Origin of the sequence: Methylobacterium sp. Leaf89, from assembly GCF_001422215.1 — a bacterium.
Taxonomy (GTDB): Bacteria; Pseudomonadota; Alphaproteobacteria; order Rhizobiales; family Beijerinckiaceae; genus Methylobacterium.
Genome location: NZ_LMML01000030.1, coordinates 286,691 through 308,598 on the forward strand (window position 1 = coordinate 286,691; position 21,908 = coordinate 308,598).

General features: G+C 64.5%; 18 protein-coding genes and 1 other annotated feature. Of the genes, 10 read left to right on the forward strand and 8 right to left on the reverse strand.

What is annotated here, in order from left to right:
* Window positions 1–7: 7 nt before the first annotated feature.
* The 4 genes from ASF18_RS21495 (at window position 8) to ASF18_RS24010 (ending at window position 4,449) form a co-directional block, all read left to right on the forward strand.
* The gene (locus ASF18_RS21495; RefSeq protein ID WP_056355137.1) at window positions 8–3,148 is read left to right on the forward strand and encodes an efflux RND transporter permease subunit; all 3,141 of its coding nucleotides are present in this window, start codon (window positions 8–10) and stop codon (window positions 3,146–3,148) included.
* A gap of 36 nt (window positions 3,149–3,184) precedes the next feature.
* Window positions 3,185–3,544, forward strand: coding sequence for a hypothetical protein (locus ASF18_RS21500; protein WP_056355141.1), 360 nt, complete (start codon window positions 3,185–3,187; stop codon window positions 3,542–3,544).
* 275 nt (window positions 3,545–3,819) lie between these two features.
* Window positions 3,820–3,996 (forward strand): hypothetical protein, encoded by a 177-nt coding sequence (locus ASF18_RS23350; RefSeq protein WP_156650063.1) that lies wholly within the window; start codon window positions 3,820–3,822, stop codon window positions 3,994–3,996.
* Window positions 3,997–4,149: 153 nt separating this feature from the next.
* The gene (locus ASF18_RS24010; RefSeq protein WP_143103754.1) at window positions 4,150–4,449 is read left to right on the forward strand and encodes a hypothetical protein; all 300 of its coding nucleotides are present in this window, start codon (window positions 4,150–4,152) and stop codon (window positions 4,447–4,449) included.
* A 247-nt stretch (window positions 4,450–4,696) separates the two neighbouring features.
* On the opposite strand, the gene ASF18_RS21510 is transcribed toward ASF18_RS24010, so the two are convergent.
* The 3 genes from ASF18_RS21510 to ASF18_RS24020 all read right to left on the reverse strand — a co-directional run bounded on the left by ASF18_RS21510 (window position 4,697) and on the right by ASF18_RS24020 (window position 7,220).
* Window positions 4,697–5,419 carry a hypothetical protein gene (locus ASF18_RS21510; protein ID WP_056355145.1) on the reverse strand — a complete coding sequence of 241 codons (723 nt, stop codon included), beginning with the start codon at window positions 5,417–5,419 and terminating at the stop codon, window positions 4,697–4,699.
* A gap of 599 nt (window positions 5,420–6,018) precedes the next feature.
* Complete coding sequence (locus ASF18_RS24015; protein WP_156650065.1) at window positions 6,019–6,570, reverse strand: hypothetical protein; 552 nt, start codon at window positions 6,568–6,570, stop codon at window positions 6,019–6,021.
* Window positions 6,571–6,716: 146 nt separating this feature from the next.
* Window positions 6,717–7,220 carry a hypothetical protein gene (locus ASF18_RS24020; RefSeq protein ID WP_156650067.1) on the reverse strand — a complete coding sequence of 168 codons (504 nt, stop codon included), beginning with the start codon at window positions 7,218–7,220 and terminating at the stop codon, window positions 6,717–6,719.
* 323 nt (window positions 7,221–7,543) lie between these two features.
* Here ASF18_RS24020 and ASF18_RS24025 point away from each other — a divergent pair, with 323 nt between their 5' ends.
* On the forward strand, window positions 7,544–7,951 hold the full coding sequence (locus ASF18_RS24025) for a hypothetical protein (RefSeq protein ID WP_156650069.1): 408 nt from the start codon (window positions 7,544–7,546) through the stop codon (window positions 7,949–7,951).
* Window positions 7,952–8,436: 485 nt separating this feature from the next.
* A protein-coding gene (locus ASF18_RS21520) for an IS3 family transposase (protein ID WP_156650071.1) occupies window positions 8,437–9,665 on the forward strand; the annotation gives its coding sequence in 2 pieces (ribosomal slippage) (window positions 8,437–8,725 and window positions 8,725–9,665; 1,230 coding nt in all).
* Window positions 8,718–8,834: a sequence feature (AL1L pseudoknot), on the forward strand. Its footprint overlaps the gene before it by 117 nt.
* A 362-nt stretch (window positions 9,666–10,027) precedes the next feature.
* Here the strand turns inward: ASF18_RS21520 and ASF18_RS21525 are convergent.
* Together ASF18_RS21525 and ASF18_RS21530 are read right to left on the reverse strand one after the other, a co-directional pair.
* Window positions 10,028–10,351 carry a helix-turn-helix transcriptional regulator gene (locus tag ASF18_RS21525; RefSeq protein WP_318784659.1) on the reverse strand — a complete coding sequence of 108 codons (324 nt, stop codon included), beginning with the start codon at window positions 10,349–10,351 and terminating at the stop codon, window positions 10,028–10,030.
* A gap of 58 nt (window positions 10,352–10,409) precedes the next feature.
* Entirely contained in the window at window positions 10,410–11,561 is a 1,152-nt protein-coding gene (locus tag ASF18_RS21530) for a HipA domain-containing protein (RefSeq protein ID WP_244472799.1), read from the reverse strand.
* An 855-nt stretch (window positions 11,562–12,416) separates the two neighbouring features.
* Between ASF18_RS21530 and ASF18_RS21535 the strand changes: the two genes are divergently transcribed.
* The gene (locus ASF18_RS21535) at window positions 12,417–14,939 is read left to right on the forward strand and encodes a DEAD/DEAH box helicase family protein (protein WP_056355310.1); all 2,523 of its coding nucleotides are present in this window, start codon (window positions 12,417–12,419) and stop codon (window positions 14,937–14,939) included.
* Window positions 14,940–15,008: 69 nt separating this feature from the next.
* Here ASF18_RS21535 and ASF18_RS21540 read toward each other — a convergent pair whose 3' ends face one another.
* Window positions 15,009–15,548, reverse strand: a complete 540-nt coding sequence (locus ASF18_RS21540; protein WP_348271409.1) for a hypothetical protein — start codon at window positions 15,546–15,548, stop codon at window positions 15,009–15,011.
* Between the two features lie 215 nt (window positions 15,549–15,763).
* Window positions 15,764–17,749: a hypothetical protein gene (locus tag ASF18_RS21545; RefSeq protein ID WP_056355158.1), complete on the reverse strand. Its 1,986-nt coding sequence runs from the start codon at window positions 17,747–17,749 to the stop codon at window positions 15,764–15,766.
* 565 nt (window positions 17,750–18,314) lie between these two features.
* On the opposite strand from ASF18_RS21545, the gene ASF18_RS21550 reads away from it, so the two are divergent.
* From ASF18_RS21550 to ASF18_RS21560, 3 genes are all read left to right on the forward strand, one after another.
* A complete protein-coding gene (locus tag ASF18_RS21550) occupies window positions 18,315–20,156 on the forward strand; it encodes a hypothetical protein (RefSeq protein ID WP_056355161.1) in 1,842 nt (613 codons plus the stop codon).
* 362 nt (window positions 20,157–20,518) lie between these two features.
* Window positions 20,519–20,812 carry a hypothetical protein gene (locus ASF18_RS21555; RefSeq protein ID WP_056355163.1) on the forward strand — a complete coding sequence of 98 codons (294 nt, stop codon included), beginning with the start codon at window positions 20,519–20,521 and terminating at the stop codon, window positions 20,810–20,812.
* A gap of 177 nt (window positions 20,813–20,989) precedes the next feature.
* Entirely contained in the window at window positions 20,990–21,304 is a 315-nt protein-coding gene (locus ASF18_RS21560) for a hypothetical protein (RefSeq protein ID WP_056355165.1), read from the forward strand.
* Between the two features lie 50 nt (window positions 21,305–21,354).
* Here the strand turns inward: ASF18_RS21560 and ASF18_RS21565 are convergent, their stop codons facing one another.
* Complete coding sequence (locus ASF18_RS21565; protein WP_056355167.1) at window positions 21,355–21,897, reverse strand: hypothetical protein; 543 nt, start codon at window positions 21,895–21,897, stop codon at window positions 21,355–21,357.
* Window positions 21,898–21,908: the final 11 nt, after the last annotated feature.

The window sequence follows — 21,908 nt, forward strand, 5'->3', positions numbered from 1 at the left end:
CGGCGCCATGTTCACCTTCCTCGTCACGCAATCCCTGCGGAACCGCCTCGTCGTCCTCGCCATCGCCGCCGTGCTTGTCGTCTACGGAGCGTTCACCGCGGTCCGGCTACCTGTCGACGTCTTCCCGGACCTAAACCGGCCCACCGTCACCATCATGACCGAGGCGGAAGGCCTCGCCCCGCAGGAAGTCGAGCAGCTCGTCACCTTCCCGCTGGAGACGCAGATGAACGGGCTGCCGGGCGTGGCCCGTGTCCGCTCCGTCTCCGGGGTCGGCTTGTCGGTCATCTACGTCGAGTTCGATTGGAACACGGAGATCTACCGCAACCGCCAGCAGGTCTCCGAACGCCTCGCGATGGCCCGCTCGCAGCTGCCCCCCACGGTCAGCCCGATGATGGGCCCGATCTCCTCAATCATGGGGCAGATCGTGATGGTGGCGGTGACTGGCGACACCGTGTCGGCCATGCAACTGCGCGAGATCGCGGACTTCACGATCCGGCCGCGCATCCTCTCCATCCCCGGCGTCGCCCAGGTCATCCCCATGGGCGGCGAGGTGCGCCAGTTCCGGGTGGCGCCCCAGCCGACGGCCCTGCGTGCACTTGGGGTCACCCATGGCCAGCTGGAGACGGCGTTGGCGCAGTTCGGCGTCAACACCGGCGGCGGCTTCACGGACCAGTACGCCCGGGAGTACCTCATCCGGAACCTCAGCCGGACGATGAACCTCGACGATTTACGCAACATGGTCGTGGCGACGGTCGAGAAGAAGCCGGTCTTCCTCCGCCAGGTCGCCGAGGTGTCGTTCGCGGCCAAGGTCAAGCGCGGCGACGCCGGTTACATGGGCGCGCCCGCCGTCGTGGTCTCGGTCGAGAAGCAGCCGGGCGTCGACACCGTGCAGCTCACCGCCGCGGTGGAGAGCGCGCTCAAGGACATCACCGCCTCCCTGCCGAAGGGCGTACGGGCCGACCGGCTGATCTTCCGGCAGGCGAACTTCATCGAGACCTCGATCCGCAACGTGGAGACGGTCCTGATGGAGGCTATCGTCGTGGTGGCGGTGGTGCTGTTCGCCTTCCTGCTCAACGTCCGGACCACCGCCATATCGCTCACCGCGATCCCCGTCTCGATCCTTGCCACCGCCGTAATCTTCCACTTCGCCGGGCTGTCAATCAACACGATGACCCTGGGCGGCCTCGCCATCGCCATCGGCGAGCTCGTCGACGATGCCGTGGTCGACGTCGAGAACATCTTCCGGCGGCTTCGGGAGAACCGGGCCGAGGGCAACCCGCGCTCGGTCTTCGACGTGGTGGTCGCGGCCTCCCAGGAGGTGCGCTCGGGCATCGTCTACGCGACCATGGTCATCGTTCTGGTGTTCGTGCCGCTGTTCGCCCTGTCGGGCATCGAGGGGCGCCTCTTCGCGCCGCTCGGCCAAGCCTACATCATCTCGATCCTGGCGAGCCTCGTCGTCTCGATCACCCTGACCCCCGTGATGGCCTACTATCTCCTCCCGGGCCTCAAGCGCCTCGACGAGCACGAGAGCGGCCTGATCCGGGTGCTCAAGCGGGGCGTGGCCGCGATGCTGCGCCCGGCCCTACGCCACGGTCGCCCGATCATGTTTCTGGCCGCCCTGGCAGTGGCCTGCGCCGGCCTGGCGGCGACGTTCCTCCCGCGGGCGTTCCTGCCCCCGTTCAACGAGGGCTCGTTCACGGTCAACATGACCTTCAATCCGGGCATCTCGCTCAGCGAAAGCAACCGGGTCGGGCTGGCGGCGGAGCGGATGCTGCTGGACATCCCCGACGTGCTCTCCATCGGACGCCGCACCGGCCGGGCCGAGCTCGACGAGCATGCCGAGGGCGTCCATTCCTCGGACCTGGAGATCGACCTGAAGGCGGGTGCTCGTTCGAAGGCTGAGCTCGTCGCCGATATCCGGAGCCGGCTGGCGGTGCTGCCTGTCAACGTCAACGTGGGCCAGCCGATCTCGCACCGCCTCGACCACATGCTCTCGGGCGTTCGGGCCGAGATCGCCCTCAAGGTCTTCGGGGAGGACCTCGACACCCTGCGCACCATTGCCGAGGACCTGCGCCGGCGCATGGCCGGCATCCCCGGGATCGCCGACCTGCAGGTCGAGAAGCAGGTGCTGATCCCGCAGCTGGAGATCCGGGTCGACTACGCCCGGGCCGCCCTTTACGGGGTGCAGCCCGCGGCCTTGGTGGAGCAGCTGAGCCGCCTCTCGAACGGCCAGGTCGTCTCTCGGGTCGTCGACGGCTATCGTCGCTTCGACGTCGTCATGCGACTGTCCGATGCGCAGCGAACCACCCAGCGCCTTGGCGACCTTCTCATCGAGACACCGTCCGGCTGGGTTCCGGCGCGGCAGATCGCCGACATCCGGGAGACGGACGGACCGAACCAAATCCTGCGCGAGAACGCGCGGCGCCGGATCGTTGTGCAGGCCAACACCGCGGCGGGCGCCGACATGGGCAAGGTCGTGGCCGGCATCAGGGAGCAACTCGCTGCCGCCAACCTGCCAAACGGCTACGTCGCGAGCCTGGAAGGCTCGTTCCAGGCCCAGGCCGAGGCCGGCCGCACCATCGGGTTGCTCTCGCTGCTGTCGCTGGCGCTGGTGTTCACGCTCCTGTTCAGCCGCTACCGCTCGGTGGTCCTCACCCTGATCATCCTGGGCAGCATCCCGCTCGCCCTGATCGGCTCCGTGGCGGCGCTCTGGATCGCCGGGCAGCCCCTTTCGGTCGCCTCGATGATCGGGTTCATCACCCTGACCGGCATCGCGACGCGCAACGGCATCCTAAAGATCAGCCACTGGCTCAACCTCGCCATCCAGGAAGGGCTGCCCTTCGGACCCGAACTTGTCATCCGCGGCAGCCTTGAGCGGCTGACACCGGTCCTGATGACCGCACTTTCAGCCGGGGTCGCGCTCGCACCGCTGCTGATCGGCGCGGACGCGCCGGGCAAGGAGATCCTGCACCCGGTCGCGGTGACGATCTTCGGCGGCCTGATCAGCGCCACCCTGCTCGATACGGTCCTTACGCCGATCCTGTTCCTGACCTTCGGCCACAAGCCCCTGGAGCGCCTGCGCGCCGAGGCCATCGCAGCTCCTCCCTCCGAAGGCATCCGCCGCACCACCCCGGTGGAAGCTTTCTGAGCCCGAACCCTCAACCCGAAGGAAAGGATTTTTCCGATGCGTACGATTCCCGCCATAGTCCTCGCCGCGTTCCTGGCCGTCTCCCATCCCGCGCAGGCCGCCGGGCCGAACGGGGGCTTGACCACCGTCGCGGACGGTCATCCCATTGAGCTGGTCAGCACCGATAAGGACCTGACGTTCTTCGTCATCGGCGAGGACGGCAAGCCCGTGGACACCGCGGGCATGACGGCCAAGGCCTTCGTGCAGGTGGGCGGCAAGACCGAGACGGTGGCGCTGAAAGGCGCCGCGCCGAACAAGCTCTCGGGAACGCTGCCGGCTCCGCTCGCCGCCGGTGCGAAGGTGGTCCTGTCCACAAAGATGCACGGTCACAACATCCAGGCACGGTTCGAGAAATAGCCGGGGGTCGGACCTTGATGCGGTCCGGCCGAGCCCAGGCTGTCGGCCTCCTCTAGGGGGCCGTAACCGGCGGGACCAAACCGCCATGTCACAAAGGATACCGACAATGATCAATTCGACCGGGATCAAGGCGGCCCTCGGGGCCGTCGCACTTGCCGCCAGCCTCATCCTAGGCGCGGGTTCTGCTATCGCCCAGCATCACGACGGCGGCCACGGTGGCAGCCGCGGAGGGTATGGCCATGGCGGCGGCTACCGTGAGGGCCATGGCGGCGGGCATGGCTACGGCCACGGCGGTGGTTACCGGAGAAGCCACGGCGGCGGGCATGGCTACGGCCACGGTGGGGGGCACCGTCGTGGTCACGGCGGCTACGGGCACGGTGGTGGCCATGGCGGTCACCGCGGTGGCCATTACTAAGGCCCGTACTCTCGGTCGTCCGGCGGAGCCTGCTTAGGCGCAGGATCTGCCGGAGGACATAGCGAGCCTCGATAAAACTTCGCGGTCTTGGCCTCGCCGGGAAGGCGCGCTCTGCTCCGCCCCCGGGAAGGCTGGTCGGCCGATGCGGATATCAGTCGTTCCAACCGTAGCAAGCGAAGTGCCCTCGGCCGTGACCATGGTGCTCGCAATCATGGCTGTGGCGGATCGAGTGATGGTCGAGGTGATTGTCCTCGTGCGCGATGTGGTCGCATTCGGCGTCGGACCGAACACATCCGAGGTACCTTCGATGAACGTGATGGTGATGATGCTGGATCAGAGTCAATCCCGGCATCATTTGCTTCTGATTTCCTGCTCCGTGCGTTCGGAAATCAGTCCTTCCAAACTCGCTGGAAAGGGCGGGACCCATGAAGCCAATTGCGATGAGACACCCAAGGACAGAATAACGAAGCTTCATTGCGTAACCTCGTGATGGCAGCGCCAGAATGAGACTATGGTTTAGATGCCACAAGGGGTTTTTCTTGTAAATTGCTTCGAGCTATGCTGGCTCGTAGGGACCGAACCCAAAAGGTCGAACCGGGTAACGGACCGTGGGAACAGCCCCCCCGGAGCGATGGGGAGTTACCATATATCACCTTCTGTGCTGCCACATATCCATCGCCTACTAACAACCTTTGAGGTGCCCAGCGCGTCCACTACCGGGCACAAATCCTGCACACTTACGGGGCTAAGCTCACAAGGATGGCTTCATCGTTGTCGAGGGGCACTGCCTCTAAGACAGGATTGCCAAGGCTCAAAAGGGTATCTCGCAGCAGAACCATCCACATGATGTGCCCCTCGATAACGGGCATGCGCTCGTGCCCCGAGGCGATGATGTCGAACGACTCCTGGATCGTCCGGTCCCTCAGGGATTCCGGGATGCAGCCCGAGCGCATCCACATGGGCGGGATGCGATCGGGGCAGCCGGGGTGCTTACAAATCGCCCGCAGGATACCCTGGATTACAGGCCGGGCAGCTTCAGCGTGCTGTTCAAGCACGAGCCGGCGCCGCGCGCCCTTTGCCGGGATCGGCAGCATCAGGCGGCCATTGTTGTGCTCCTCGTAGATCCTGTCTGTCGTGGGGATCCAGAAGCGCCGATCTTTTCCCCTGCCGGCCGTGCCGAGACATCCGTACAAAAGAGCACCGCGCGCATGACAGGCTGCCTGGAGAGCCTTGCTGGCGTCTCGGACGCTGTAGCCCACGCTCCGCAAGGCCCGCCAGGACATCCACCCGTCTATAAATTCGGGGATGTCCATCTGCCCCTGCCGGCGTCCTTGGCCTCCGAAGATCTCGCGCACGTCGAGTTCGATTAGAAACGGCGACGTCAGGCGGGGCTCGATCTTCGTCCACCCGTACTCGAAGATCTCGATTGCCTCGTCACTGTTGATGCGCCTGCGTGCCATAGCAGCCTCGGGCCTTGGGTTGGGACAGAGCGACGGTGGGGACGACGCTTGCGAGCGTCGGAATGCCGTACGCTGTCCAGATGGCTAAGCCGCGCAGAATGCTCGACATCGAGCGCGCATCGAGAACATAGCGGCGGGGCGATCGAGCCCGTCCTGCAGGGCATGGACACAAGGTCGTCCTCAACAGCGTGGAGGTTCTTAACGAAGCCAGACGGTGGGGTCCTAAGCAGAGCCATGCTTTCGAGGATTCAAGTGGCTTCAGGCGAACAGGCGTCCTCAAGCAGTCCGCGGCTTTGTGAGGCGTTCGATTGGTGAGACAAGCAAAGCAGGCTCGGCAGTCGTAGTAAATTCTTGATCGCTTTGCCCGAGAGGACGCCCGGAACTAGGAGAAGGCGAACTTACGGCCGTATGGTCAACTTACAGTTGAGGAAGGAGAGCCATTGCGAGAGGCCAACTGGATGACGAATGAGCCTGTCAGGCACCGAACCATTTTGACGAGTTCTGTTGCACCAAGTGGTGCGCGGGCATGCCCCTGGAGCCGGCGCGAGTCTCGTTCGAGGGCGACATTTCGCATAGGATACAAAAGTAGGGCTCAACATCTAGAACATGAGCGACTGCAGGGCCTCAGCATCGTCGTCACGCACTGGTTCGACGCGAAAACCAACGCCTACAACCATTTCCCGAAGAGCCTTAAATAAAGATGGCTTTTTCTCAAAAAAGTGACCCTTATTATCAGCTAAGATCGAAACTTGCTGAGCACCAGCCCACTCACTCCCTCGCCACTTTAACGTTGGCAAATAGACATCGCTGCTAACCACCAAAACTAAACCAGCGCTCCCTCCCTCAGGCGTCACCCCACGAATTCGACAATCCCATGCCATTTCAATTTTGTTCAGTATGAATCGCTTTGAATCGATCGAAAATCTTGAATTGATAAAGAACGGATGGCGCTCGACTCGCTCGACCCCGTGCTGCCAATACGACAATCTGCCGCCTGGTTTGGGATCAACGTCGTAGATCAGACGGCCAGACTCAATGCAAACTTTTGGGAGAGGGATACCAGTGATTTGATCAGGGTCTTCAAGGTCTGGCTGCTCAACCCTGTATTTGATATATTTGATAGGCCGAAGTGCAGGCGCACGTTTAATCATGAATATCTCATCATACAGTGCATCACAACCAAAATTCCACTGTACATATCTTCCACATAAACTTTATATCTGGGGGGGGCGCTAAAACAACACACAAGATAGAAAGATACTGGCACATACTCCCGAGCTTGATGATATAAACTTATCTATGAATGGAATACAGAACGAACAGACTGAGGATTCGCGGCGAGATACGCTCGTCCATAAGGAGTTGCTGCCTGCCGCATGTTTTCGACAGCTTGTTTCCCACCATCATTCTGTTGTTCCTTCCTGTGATGTCGGGAAGCGGCCGAGTCTCCGAAAGCGATGTCTAAGAAGCGCGCATCCATGTATGAAGCGACGAAGAAAGCAGTTAACCTTAGTGTTCTTTTCAGTACCACCGGCTTCTCATTTGCTGAGCTGCCATCCGTCTCCACAACCTTCAAATCAAACCCCGATCCGGCAAGGACAGGGGCTCCGGTAATGACATACAGGGCGCCTCGATGCGGCGCATCATTAGAAGGAACGATCGCAAAAACAGCGTCGTTGTGCCGAATCTTGCGATTGATGCACTCGACCTGTCGAGCAGGACCCAAAGCAGACATAGCTACCTCGTTCTCACGAGCCTTTTCTATCATGTCTAAGGTGAAATCTTCGATCTTATTGGTCATTGGGACCCTTGGAGGCTAAGTTGAAACCGATGCTAAAACTGTTTTTAGCACATCTGCCGCCTCGCGATAGGGGCGAGAGAGATTATCCACAGGCTTACGTGTCCGCCTGTCCACGCCAGCTTCATGCGGTTAAGACATTGGATAAGCTACAACCCTCACCCAAAACATTCTAAATAGACGTGCCGCAGAAAATTAGGTTGCTGGATATAAATGATCTAGGCACGTGAATAATATTGTATTTGTGTAGAAGTGATAGCCGTTCACAGATTAGGCATGCGAAATAGCAAACCCGAACCAAACTTCAGGTATTGGATCCAATTTATATGAGCTCAAACCGCCCCTTACCCGGTAGTGTCGAAGCGAAAATTAGACGAGCACCTAAAGTTAATATATCTAATCTCAACGATGAACAGCGCATACTTCGAGAGCACGTGTTGAGCCTTGGGAAGCAAGCTTTTGGAGAGCGCTGGCTCTCTCCAATGGCCGCTGCTTTGTCGAAAGAGACCGGCCGCCGCATTTCGGTGTCTCAGGTTGCTCAGTGGCAAAGTGGCGAGAGGCCAGTGCCGATTGTTTTGGTTCCAAGCTTAAACGTCATCGCACACGATGCAGTAAGGCATCTATTGCACCGAGCGGATGAAATAAAAACTCGGTGGCTTGATGCAAATGATTGGGATATTAGTCTTGATATGAAACCTCTTGTTGTCCATCTTCAAAACAAAGGGGGAAAATAGCAGATCGATCCTACGATGTAGTTTTAATTCTTATTGAAGTTGCCTTACTCTATGAATAGATTACAGGTCTCAGCAACTAAATGCTTACGTAACGACTAGCCGCGCTCGCTTTGTAGCGTAAGTCATTCTCGTAGTCTGGCTTTATGGGGCGGCTGAGACACGAGGATCTGTCGCACGCGGGGCAACCGGCTTTCCACGTCCCTACGGGGCTTGGCTAGGACTTGCAGGCGCTTGCCGGCAGCGCGGAGGAGGTTCGAACCGAACGAGAAACCTGAGGAGGATGCAGGCAGTTGTTCCTGTCTTCCATATGCGCGTCGCAGGCGCGAACGGGCGGAACATACACCGTCCGGCATCGTGGCCGATAAGGCCTCAGCTATTTCCTGGGCCGGACGACCCTCCGCGGGCACAGGCTTCCATTACCGGGACGCAGTGTTGTGAACCGCACCGGGTTTCCCGGAGGCTCCAACTCTTGAGAGGATGGAGCCATGACGAAGCGAACCCCACCCTATTCCCCCGAGGTCCGTGCCCGCGCGGTGCGGATGGTGCTGGACCACCAAGGCGAGCATGCCTCGCAATGGGCGGCGATCAATTCGATCGCGGCCAAGATCGGCTGTTCGGGCGAGACGCTCCGGAACTGGATCCGGCAGTCCGAGCGTGACACGAGACAGCGGGGCGGCCCGAGCACGGACGAGCGCGAGCAGATCAAGGCACTGGAGCGCGAGAACCGCGAGCTGCGACAGGCCAACGAGATCCTCCGGAAGGCCAGTGCGTATTTTGCGATGGCGGAGCTCGACCGCCCTTTCAAGCGATGAAGGCGTTCATCGACGAGCACCGCGATGCCTACGGGGTCGAGCCGATCTGCAAGGTCCTGCCGATCGCCCCGTCGACGTACCATGCCCATGCCGCGCGGCGAGCCGATCCCGGTAAGCTACCGGCACGAGCGAGGAGTGACGCGGCGCTGATGGTCGAGATTCGGCGTGTGTTCGAGGCGAACTTCCACGTCTACGGCGTGCGCAAGGTCTGGCGGCAGCTCGGCCGGGAAGGGATCGTGGTGGCTCGGTGCACCGTGGCGTGGCTGATGCGGGCGATGGGACTGAAGGGTGTCGTGCGGGGCAAGACGGTCCGGACGACGATCCCCGATCCGGCAGCGAAGTGCCCGCTCGACCGGGTCAACCGACGGTTCAAGGCACCGCGCCCCAACGCCCTATGGGTCAGCGACTTCACCTACGTGGCGACCTGGTCCGGCTTCGTCTACGTGGCCTTCGTGATCGACGTCTTCGCCCGCCGCATCGTCGGCTGGCGGGTCTCTCGGACGGCTCACGCTGCCTTCGTGCTGGATGCCTTGGAGCAAGCCCTGCACGAGCGTCGTCCCGTCCAGGGCGGCGGGCTCGTGCACCACAGCGACAGGGACTCGCAATACCTTGCGCTGCGCTACACCGAGCGGCTCGCCCAGGCTGGTGTCGAGCCGTCCGTCGGCAGCGTTGGCGACTCCTACGATAATGCCCTCGCGGAGACGATCAACGGCCTGTTCAAAGCCGAGGTAATCCATCGGCGTGGACCATGGCGGTCGTTCGAGGCCGTCGAGTTCGCCACCCTCGAATGGGTCGACTGGTTCAACACCCGTCGTCTGCTCGAACCGATCGGGAATATCCCTCCCGCCGAGGCCGAAGCACGCTACTATGCCCAGGCAGAGGTGCAAACCTTGGCAGCCTGAATCAAACCCAATAGCCTCCGGGAAACCCGGTGCGGTTCATCTGGGGCGTATAGGTTCCGTGTGTCGCGGTGACGCACCGCTCAGGTCAGTCCGCTTTTTTGGCTTGTAGCCGCCACGGAAGCCTTCTGGCGCACGCACGATGCCCAAGGCGCCTTTACGCTTCTCCTCCGTAGCCAGCCGGGCAGCATCGACGATCGCCCGTCAACGTTCGGCGTGACCTGCGTTCGGAGGGACCGCGGCGCGGAATTACGACCTCCTGGCAGGCAGGGCCGCCGCGCCCTTCGCGCCCTGCCCACACGTGACGACCGGATGGGATCGATCCGGCGTCTCCGAGGGGTTTCTCGAAGGCGCCGGCCGATCGTTCAGAAGCCCGGTCCCGTGAGATCATCGTCCTCAAGCGGCACCGAAGCCGTCTTCATGGTCGAGCTTCGTTTGACGGGTCGGCGCCTCACAAAGCGGGGCTGCGGAGCCCGCGCGACGAACCCCACGTCCAGGCCGAAGGCACTGCCGATGCGTCGAAGGGTCTCGACGGTCGGGTTGGCTTCCCCGCGCTCGATCTCCGCCAGTTGCCGCCGGGTCAATCGCACCATGCCAGCGAACTCCTCCTGGGAGAGGCCGAGCGCATGTCGCATCTCCCCAACCGCACCGGGTAGCGCCAGCGTTCCGTTCCTGACGCGTTCGGCCAACTCGGCCCTCCGCTTCCGGATCTCCTCCGAGGTCGGCCGTCTCAATCCGCCCACGTCGCTACCTCGGGGTTCTGCCAAGTGGCGGGATCGCCGCGATGGTGTCGGCGATCCCGGCGGGGCGATCCCCGATCGCCCTCGAAACCACGGCCTCGGGGACCCCGTGCTCGCGTGCCGTCCGGGGCAAGGCCCTAACGCGCTCCTCGGCTTCCCTGAGGATTGCCAGCAGCGCACCGGGGTCGAGGTCGTTCCCGGCCGCCGCCTCGCAGACGATCGTCCAGTCAGGAGCGTGGTCCCGTCCCGAGGCCCGCATGCAAGCCCATTTCGTCGGCCGCCCCGTATCGGCCGGCGCGAGACGCATGGGCGCGAAGTCGAAGAGCGGCGTCAGCCGAACTTGGCCGGATGCGTCCTTGGCCAGGGCGGTGTTGCGGCCGTGGTTGTCGGGGTTACCCATGGCCTGGTTGAGCACCTCGCGCTTCAGGTACTCAGCCACATCCGCCATAGGGTCGGCCGATACGGCGCGGATCATGTCCAGGTATGTCTCGTGTGCCTCCACATGGCCGAACGCCGAGACCCCGATGGCGGAGACGATGCTTTCCTGCCCCCGGCGAACCAAGCCGTCCGGGGCGATTCGCCGGTCGAACCTCGGGATGACGAGCACGCCATTCCTGTGCACCAGGGGAAGACCGACCCTGACGCCGAATGCCTTGGCGACGGCCGCATAGGCGGCCTCGCCCTCCAGGATCAGCCTGTCGCTCTCCTCGTTGCTCCGGAGAAGCTTGACGATGACGTGCGCCACGGCTTGGGTGTCGGGGACTACGGGGTCCGGATACCAGCGGCCGTCCCTCGCCCTCGTCATCGCGATCTTCGGCCACTCCCCCTGCAGGCCCGAGGATCCGGAGGCGACCATCGCGAAGCGATCCGCGACCTCCAGGAACACCTCGGACTTGTCGAGGATATCGTCCCTGGTGACCCCCTGCCGCGGGGCGTCGTGCAACCTCTCCGCCTCGGCTTCCGCCGCTTCCTTGATGCGAAGGTTGCCGACCGGTGCACCTGCGCCCCTGAGAAGCAACCGGACCTCGGAGCTCGGCGCATCTGGGTTGATGCCGAGATGCTCGGACAGCTTACGGCGGGCGTGTCCCTGCGGCATGAGGTCGAGAAGGAACGGAGGCCACCCCGGGTAAGACCGATCCTCAAGGTCGACGGGGCTCATGACGGAGACCGCCCGGGCGTCGGTCAGCGGCTGCCCTTCGGAGAGCGGGATGGCTCCGTGCTCCAGGAAATAGTTTGCCTCGTAGGACACGACGCTGGAACCGGCCACCCCCGCGTCGGCATCGGCGAGCGTCAGCGTGGCCGCATCGTGCCAGGTGCCGCCATGATGAAGTTGAATCGTCAGTCTCATCGATTGACCCATTTTCATGGATCATTTTGCCATGGTTGCGGTGTTTGACAACCCTTATAATGGGTCACTGATGGCTGAACGTATCGAACAAGTAGGCCGATGCAGGGTTGGGGAGAAAAGGGGCGCCTGAGATATGACCCATCATAAGGATCATAAAGCACCAGCACAAAGCCATATGTGACCCATTGAAGGGGTCGGTCATCCCGATTTCCAGGTATGGACAAGCGTGAATGGGTTCGTGGGCATGGCGGGATACCGGGCGCCCCGATCAAGGCCGATGACGCCGTCGAACATCACGAACAAGGGACACTCGGTCGGGGCTTCATGCCGGAGCGGATCGCCGACACGGTGTTCGGGGTCGAGCACCGCTCCCGGAACGCTCAAGGTCAGCCATGGACCAAAGGCCCGCCAGATCGCCTGCGGGTCCAGAAACGGAAAATGGGGCGGCGCGGGCCTTGCCGACTTCGGACATGCAGGAGCTTTCGTCCCGCCCGCCGTATAAGATCCCGGATCGATTACAGTGGCTGGTTGCAGGTCAGAGTTCGGTTAACCTAATAACGGCCAAGCCCGGACATACTGGGCGGCCTCGACGAATGTGCAACCGCCGCAGGGTTGCGTTCGACCGTCGATCGCGAGGACGGACAGGGCAAGCCGGAGGAACGCCACTTGGTCGATTTTAAGAAACGCCTCGGCGGCAAGGGGGCAGTCAAGGCGACGAACCCCGTCGAGATCTACGACAGGCTCGACCGCGCGCACGACAAGGGTCCCCTCCGGCCGGCCCAGGAGGCCGTGCTCGGCGAGTGGTTCAAGGACCATCAGGCGACGCGGGACATCATCGTCAAGCTGCACACCGGGCAGGGCAAGACGCTCGTCGGACTGCTCATGCTGCAGTCAAGGCTGAACGCGGGCCACGGGCCGGTGGTGTACCTTTGCCCAGACCATTTCCTCATCGACCAGACCTGCGAGCAAGCGAGGCAGTTCGGCATCCGCGTCTGCAAGGCCGAAGATGCGCTGCCCGACGAGTTCATCAATTCCGGCGCGATCCTCGTGACCTCGGTCCAGAAGCTCTTCAACGGGATGACCAAGTTCGGCCTGCATCGCCAGTCGATCGGCGTCGACACGGTCCTGATGGACGACGCGCACGCCTGCGCCGACCGGATCCGGGAGGCCTGCCACATCCGGATCCCGAACGATGAGCCGGCCTACGCCACCCTCAGGACGTTGTTCGCCGACGATCTCGAACGCCAGGGCGTGGGGACTTTCGCAGACATCGAGAACGGAAAGCGCGATGCCATCCTGCCGGTGCCGTACTGGGCTTGGCAGGACCGTGAGAGGGAGGTCGCCGGCATCCTGTCCGCGAACGCCGAGCGGCGCTCGATCAAGTTCGCCTGGCCCTTACTGAAGGACATCCTCGGCCACTGCCAGTGCGTCGTCTCGGGGGCGGCAATCGAGATCGAGCCCTATGTCGCGCCCTTGAACGCCTTCGGGTCGTACTGGGACGCCAAGCATCGCATCTTCATGTCGGCTACGGTGACCGATGACGCGTTCCTGGTGAAGGGCCTGCAACTGAAGCCGGGCACGATCGCCCGCCCCCTGACCTATGACAAGGAGACCTGGTCCGGCGAGAAGATGGTCCTCCTGCCCTCGCTGTTCAACGAGACGCTCGACCGCGAGTGGGTGGTGAAGGCCTTCGGCGAGCCGGACGCCAAGCGCCCCTACGGCGTGGTGGCTCTCGTGCCGAGCTTCGCGAGGACGAAGGATTGGGCGGGGTACGGGAGCAAGGTCGCGGACAAGACCTCCCTGGGAACCATCGTCGACGATTTGCGCCGGCGGGAGTTCGAGCAGACGGTCGTCCTCGCGAACCGGTACGACGGGATCGACCTGCCGGACGAGACCTGCCGGATCCTGGTCTTCGATTCCCGTCCGTATTCGGAGAGCCTGATCGACCTGCACGAGGAGCATTGCCGTCCGAGGAGCGAGGCGACGCTGATGCGCACGCTCCGGTCGGTCGAGCAGGGCATGGGTCGCAGCGTCAGGGGCGAGAAGGACTACTCGGTCATCGTGGTGACGGGGGCCGACCTCGTTCGGCTGCTTCGCGAAAAGGCATCGCGGCATCACCTTTCCCCTCAGGTCTCGACCCAGATCGAAATCGGCCTGGAGATCGCCGAGCTCGCGCGGGAGGAAATCGAGAACGAGAGCAAGTCCCCGGAGGACGCCTTCGGCGGGCTCGTGCGCCAGTGCATCCGGCGCGACGAGGGCTGGAAGCAGTTCTATGCCGAGGAGATGGCGGGGGTGACGCCGGGCAGGGCGAACGCGAAGGTGCTTGGCGTCTATGCGGCCGAACTCGCGGCGGAGCAGGCTTACGTGGACGGGGATTATGCCCGTGCATCCGAGACCATCCAGGCGCTCCTCGACGACGGGTCGGTGGGAGAGGACGACAAGGGTTGGTACCTCCAGGAACGGGCCCGCTACGAGCATCAGTCGCGCCGTGCGGACGCCCAGGTTCTCCAAGTCTCCGCCCACCGTAAGAACCGTCTGCTGCTTAAGCCGCCGACGGGTGTCACGGTCTCCAAGCTCACGATCGTGAGCCAGGGCCGGATGGAGCGCATCGCGGACTGGGTCCGAGGCTTCGGCAGCTACGTGGAAATGGATGTCACGGTGAGCGACATCCTCGGGCGGCTCGTGTTCGGCACCAAGGCGGACAACTTCGAAAAGGCGCTCGACGAGTTGAGCCGCGCGCTCGGGTTCGCGGGCGAGCGCCCGGACAAGGAATGGAAGGAAGGGCCGGACAATCTCTGGGCCCTCGACGACAGGCGCTATCTCCTCATCGAGTGCAAGAGCGAGGTCGACGTCGCCCGCACCGAGATCGACAAGCGCGAGGCCGACCAGATGAACCGGTCAAGCACCTGGTTCAAGAAGCACTACGAGGGCATGTCGGCGACGCGCTTCATCATCCATCCCGCAGGCAAGATCCAGAGCGCGGCGGGCTTCAACGACCATGTCGAGGGGGTCAGGGTGAACGAGCTTCGACGGCTGGTGAAGGCCTGCCGCGGCTTCTTCAAGTCGTTCGAGGCCCAGGACTTCGCCGACCTGTCCGTCCGACAGATCCAGAAGTCGATCGACGCGCACAAACTGTCGGCCGACGACCTCTCGATCTCTTATTCGGTGAAGCTGAAGAGCCTGAAATGAAACTGTGGACGCGTTTCACGCCGACCACCGGCGGTCGGTGCGGGACGTGTTCGCCCAAGGGCTTCAGCATCAGATGATGAGGCTTCCGTCGAAGCCGGAGGTCTCCTCGGCGTGGCCGCGCGGGTTGCAGACGATCCGGGTCGGTCCGACCGTTTGATCGGCCGTTGCACAGATGTGCCCATGAACCCAGAGGTCGGGACCCCCGGCGTAAATGAGGTCGCGCAGGTCCGACGCGTAGCACCAGGGCAGGTCCGTATGCGGGTCGGGCAGACTGTTGGGGAGCGGCGCATGATGAGTGACGACCACGGTCGGCCCCGGATGGGGCTCGCTGAGGGTCGCCTCAAGGAAGGCCCGGGTCCGTTGGTGCAGGCCGAGGACTTCGCCCGGCTCGATCTGGTGGCGCGAGCTCGGGCCGGTGCGGATGCGCCGGTAGTCGGCCATCCCGAAGCGTTCTTGCGCGGTGCGCCTGGCGTGGCTCAGGCTGAACGAGCCGAAGCGAAAATCGGTCCAGAGGATGCTGCCGACGAAGCGCGTGTCGCCGATCAAGACGGCGTCGTCCATCAGCAGGCGGATGCCGAGCCGCGCGGCAATGTCCCGCCCCCGGGACATCTGGTCGCCGAGGGTGTAGCGCTCCTCGCCCCGATCCCACCAGAAATCGTGGTCGCCCGGAACGTAGAAGACGACTGCGGGTCACAGGACAAACGGCCGGGCCTTGGTGCGCTTCAGCCCGACGGCGACTGCCAGCTAGTAAGCGTGCTCAATCGGGATGGCGTTGTCGTAGTAGCCCTCCCACAAGCGCCAGTGCGCCCGCGGGCTCCACTTGCTCACCCCGGCGGAACGGAGGAGCTTGGGCTCCTTTTCGGCTTATAGTCGCCACGGAAGCCTCCGGGCGCCCGCTCGATGCCCACGGCGCCTTTCCGCTTCTGCTCCGTAGCCAGCCGGGCAGCATCGACGATCGCCTGGTGACGGGCACGGTCGCGCTCGTAAACGGATCGGTTACCCGCGATCTTCGCGGCAGGATCCTGCGACGAGCCGTTCATGACGGAGAGGGGCCAAGCACGTGCCAGGATGGCGACGTAGTGGGAGAAGTTGTCGTCCTGTTCTCTCCACGTCGAGCCGGGGATGTTCTCGCGTGACCCCCTCACCAGGGGCCCCAGGCTGAGGATGTAAACGTCCTTCATGGCAGCATCGGCCGCCGCGAGGGTCGGGTACTCCGTCGGGAAGGCCGCCTTGATGCGTCGGGCCGTATCGCCCGCATGGGCGAACGGAAGGTCGTAACCGATCTGCCACTCGCGGTAGAGACGACCCGCCTCCTCCTTGGCTTCCGGTGTCGCAAGCATTCCGGCCCCATCGACAGCCCGAGGCTCGACCACAGACGGCGGGCCCATGACAGGAATGGAGGCGACCTCGGCGGCCTTCGTCGGCGATTCGGTCATGCGCGTCCTTTTTCTGGCGGGAGCGATCGTACCTTCCTCCCGAGGTTCCCGCACGGCCTTCCGGCTCGCCTTTGCGCGCGTGCCCTTCTCGGCGGCGAACCGGGCCTTGCGGGCGTCCTCGCCCTCGCGCAGGAGGCGGAATTGTTCGTGCAGTCGCGGTCCCAGGTCAGGGGCATCCGCCTCCTCGTGGGAGAACGCCCAGAACGCCTTGTCGGCCCCCTCCGTCGCGATGAGGTCCAGGAGGCGCTGCCCGCGGGTCGCCCGCGTCTCGAAGGCCGGCGTCAGGGTCGCGCCCGTGAGCGCCTCGTGGATCGCAGACAGCCACAACCCGTAGCGTCCCTGCATCTCGGATGCGAGCAAGGGGCGGGCTGCTCCCGACTTCTTCCGGTTCCCGATCTGAGACGGCAAGCTCGTGCCCAGGCGAACGAGCGTCTCGGGGCGGATCGCGTAGGGGGCGCCGTCGCCGCGCTCGGCGAGCCATTTGAAGTCGGGCTTGTCGATCGCCCGCACGGCCGCCGTCTCCAGCCTTTCCGGTGGGCGCAGGCGGACAGTGAGGAGAAGCATCGAGATCGCGCGCGCCTCGGTGGGCTTACCCCCGTCCATGACGATCTCTCCGGCCTTGCGGCGAGGCTCATGCTTCTCGGTGACGGACACGACTTCGAAGGACCGGACGTGCTCCGCGATTTCGGCTAGGGCCGGGGCGAGATAGTTCAAACGGAGCTGTCCGACGTGGACGGGCTCCGCCATGCCGAGCACACGGGCGAGACCGGCGGGGGAATAGGCGAGGACGGTGGGCTTCGCGCCCGGCTCGTAGCGCAGGCCCTCGGATGCGACGTGCCCAACGATGTCTCGGTATAGCAGGGTCGACGACCGGCGCCGGAACCGGGCAAGGACGGCAAGGTCAAGGTAGCCATAGCGCGTGCCAGGCTTTTGCAGGTCGATCATCCAGGCAGGCAGGTGGAAGGTGAAGGCAGCGCTCCGCTTAAGGGGCGTGCGCTCCCGGCCGAAGAGCCGGTGCAGGGCATCGACGAGCTCGCGGGGCTGGGCGGTGCGCCCGCCGACGGAGAGCACGGTCAGGGCATGCTTCACCGGGCAGAGACGGGCGGCGCGGATCGTGTCGACCGTCTCCTCGCTCGTAACGTAGCGCGCCACGAGGGTCTCGAACAGCGCGATGTCCCGCGCGGTCAGAGCCGACAGGGACGAGAGCGTCCGGTCACTTAGCCATGCTGTGGAACGGGGCACGGCAGGGGCGATGCCCACGAAGGTCTCGGGCGACTGCAAGGCAGAGCCGAGGTCACCCCGGATCCGGGCGACGAAGGCAGCCCGACGCCGAGGTGGGACGGGGTTGGGGTCGGAGATGGAGGCGGTGGCCATGAGCCGGGACCGATCTGCAAACTTTCAACGGGGCGTCGGGGGGGGCGATAGCACTCGGCCCAGCAAGAACAAGGGCTTGGCGGCCCAAAGGGAAAGGATCGTGCATGCAATACTGAGAAGATAGAGCGGAGAAGCCTCAAACGGGCTCAAAGGCCCTTCCAGCTCCTCAAGGCGAGGAAGGCAGGTTACAGCTCATTAGTATTGCAAACGCGTCCACGCCCATTCTCGCGGCTCCTCGGGTCGTTTCCCCCAGGCAGAGGCGCTTCATGGACTGCCTCCAACGCTGAAACCCCGTTGAATGTTTGCAGAAATAGCGTTGAAAAGATGCATGTGTGGTTGAGGGTCATGGGGTGCATTCCTTCATCGCCCTCGCCCTTGTGTCCTTCGCTCCCTGGGGCACCGCCAGCGTCCTCTGACCCCATGGCGGCGCCACCCTCCCGGGCCCGCCGGTGTGTTGTCCGTCGCACGGCCGCACCCGAGCCTACCCTCCAAGCATGGAACGACTGAACGCCCGGCCGGCTCGCACGGACCGGGCGTCTTCTTTCCCGACATCGGACCGGACGCAGTGGGCTACAGGCACATCCCCGTCATCGTGAGGCCCTCGGACCCGAGCGCGACCCTGCGCGGGCGGAAGTGGGCGCTATTCTCCTTCGAGCACCCGGACGGCACGCTCTACCCCGTGGCCCGCATGAAGCGCCGGCCCCGCGTGCAGGGGTCCCGCGACGGCGAGTCCACGATCACCTTCGACGCCGGGCTGCTCTCGAACTGGAAAGACCTGCGCGACCAGGGCCTCGCCGCCCTGAAGCGGCTGATCGGTTTCCACCCCGTCTTCGTCTCGCCCCGGCGCCATAATGATCCGATGGAGATCCTGGATGGTCACCGGCGCATCGGGCATTTCAACCGCGTGACCGGGGCCTACACGACGCCTAAGCTCCTCGGCGAAGGTCTGCACATGCGGACCTTCCGGCCGGACGATTGGATCGGGTGGAACGCCGGCGGAGGCATCAACATCTCGGAAGCCGGGCAGGCCCTGCGCGGGGTTCAGGTCACGTGCACGGCGTCGTGGATGCAGCTGCTCCAGGGCATGCTCGACCTGTCGGCTGCGATCCGGCCCCTGTTCCCCGAGCTCAACGTGGGGCCCGCGTCCGACCCGAAGTCCCTGTTCGGCGGCTACGACCCCAGCGTCGTCATCGCGTCCGGCCGCGTCGCGACGCTGACGCCGGACGAGTTCGAGCGCGGCTTCCCGCAGGCAGGCGCCTCGATCGCCGGCGGCTCCGGCTACACGGTCGTGAAGTCCGTCGTGACGAAGGTCGACCCGAAGCGGTTCGCTGAAGGCCCGCAGCCCAAGAGCGTCGGTTCCGTGCACGGGACGAAGGGGAAGCACGTCTACGTCCGGAAGGAGGGGGAGCCGAAACCCGATCCCGCCGATGCATATGCCGTCAACCTCGACGTGACGTACTACGACGTCGAGCTCGTCCTGGCCTACGTGGCGCAGCAGAAGCGAGAGGAGACCGTCAGCTTCCTCGTCCTCAACGCCACGTGCTCGGACCCGGACGCGCCGATCAAGACCTTGGACATGCGGACCGAGGACCCGTCGATCGACCAGACGACCGTGCCCTGGCTGCCCCGGACCCACTACGTCCCGGCCGACGTCCGGCGCGTCGGCTGGAACTGCTGGCTCTGCGCCAAGGAACACGTGAGCGCGTCCTTCGCCGGCGACGTCCAGGCCGGGCGCTGGACCCTGGCGCTGGCGCTGGCGCTGGCGAACCAGAGCTACACCGGGGGGGCCGGGGGCCGGACGTTCTGGCACCTGCCGTCCGGGATCAACGCCCTGTTCACGGTCGTCCTCAAGGCGACCAAGATGCTCGCCCTCGCGCAGAGGAGGAATCCGTACGAGTTTTCGGTGCCCTTCGAGGACATCGTGGCGGACGGGTTCTCGACGGCGTGGAAGGCCCGCATCGAGGCCGACAACCTCGACCTGCCGGGCGGCCGGGCCGAGGGGAAGGTCGTGTCCCTGACGGTCCGGGACGAGGCGGGGCCGGGGGGGCTTTGCCAAGGCGACGATCCGGATCGCGGCCTGCGACGGGGCCGGGCTCGCCAGCGACACTGGCTCCCTCACCGTGGGCTACACGGACCAGGACTGGGGCCGCGTCTCGATCGCCAAGTTCGCGGGCTACCCGCCTTCGCCGGAGCCGGTCGCGGGCGGGGAGGCGTACCTGGAGAACTCCGTCGCGGGCCAGATCCTCTACGTCCGGGAGGACGACTACCAGCGCGGCGTCGCGGGCCGGTCCGACGCCTTGGCCAACGATCCAGAACAGCTGCTCCGGAAGGTGCCGACGAAGATCATCTTCGCCATGGTGTGGAGGCGGCCTCAACCAGGCGCTTCCGGGCGGACGCGGCGAGGTAGAGCACGGCGTCGTCGAGCGCCGCTCGCATCTCCTTGGCCTTCGTGACCCCAGCGCGCTTGAACGCGGTGGTGTCGACCTTCACTCGGCTCGTCGTCGTCATGGGTTTAGGCTCGCGCCACTTAATGCGACGGCCAACACACGGCCCGCCGTCGGGCGCACGGCGGCCCATTTCAGGCGCACGTCGGGCGCACGTAGCCCTTCAAACTGAATACTCGTTCAGGGAGCCGTCACATGTGACGTAACTTGCTAGCCCCGGGTGTAGTCTCCCTTCATGCGCGAGACATCCTACGCCCCAGTCCATTCCTACCTCGAAACAGGCGCACGCCGCATCGGGAGGATACGCCGCCAGACGGCCGGCCGCATGCGCGACTTGCGGCAGCGCTGGCGCGACGTCGGCCGCCCGGATCCGGCGACCCTCGACCGGGCCGTGGTCGACGCCCTGCGCGACGCCATCCACGCCCTCGTCGTGGACGGCGCCGTGGTGGGCACGCTCGATCCCGCGGACATCATCCGGCGCACGGCCCATCAGCTCGTGGAGCGGACGCAGCGGGCCAAGGAGGCCGGCAAGGAAGGCGTCGTCTACGACCGGAACGAAGTCGCGGACGCGCTGCGCCTGCGCCTGCTCTCTCCCCCGAAAGCCGGCGTCATCGTGTGACGGCAATCCCCGTTTCTCCCGATAGGAGTAACGGGAGGACAGACCTCGACCTCTCCGAACGACCTCTCGTAACTGTGCGGTAACCACGGCCTGTGGAAACCCGAAAATCCGCTGGACAGCGATTCGCGCCCAGGTGCCTCATAGGGACGTGAGATCGCCCCGCACCGGAGACGCCCGATGTCCCACTTCGCCCACCTCTCGATCGAAGCCGGATCGCGCGTCATCCAGGGTGCCGCCCTCACCACCATGGCCGTCGACACCTTCTTCAGCGAGCTCGACAGTCAGCGCCGGGCCGGCGTGTCGTCCGTGGAGTGCCTCGTCGCCGAGCTCGCTCGCACGCGTCAGTCCGCTGCAGCTGCGCACGCCGAGATCGTCCGTCTCCGCTCTGAGCTCGCCTCGTGCGCGGGCGCCCTCGGGGCGGAGCGGGCCCGGGCGGAGAGTGCCGAGCGCGACCTTGCCAAGGTCTTCAAGGCCATTGGCTTCCGCCGATGAAAAAACCTGCCGGAGGACCGGCGGGCTTGGTGGCGGGTAGGGCGGGCTGATCAGCGACGGGGCGCGCCGTAGGTGTATTGGGGCGCGAACCCGAGTTCGGCCAACGCCTCCGTCAAGTCGACCGAGCGGGGCGAGGCGTTCGTCCCGCCCGTGGCGCCCTTGCTCGCGACATGGCGAACCGGCTCGGGGGAGATTGCCGGCAGGTGGAAGGGTCCCTCGGCGTTCGAGCCGCCGAGGCCGGCGTTGATGTGGCGCTGGAGCCGCTCGCTCGGGCACCCGATGACGTGCCCTAGCTGCGTCGGCGACAGGCCCGCGATCCACGACGCGAGGGGCGCCGGCAGGGGGACTGGAAGGTCGTGGCGCTGGTGCGTGTAGAGCCGCGCGCGGGCGTGCTGGCGGACGAGCTCAGCGACCGGGTGGGTGTCGGAGCGGATCTCCGCCGCCGGTGCGACGGGATTGGCGCGCACGACGTCGAGGGCGGCGGTGGCCACGCTCTCCGCCGTGGGGCGGCCGCGCAGGCCGAAGAGTTCGAAGGGCAAGCGCAGGATCCCGAGGATGGCGGCGATCAAGGCGGCGAAGAACCTGGCAAACATGGGGACCTCCT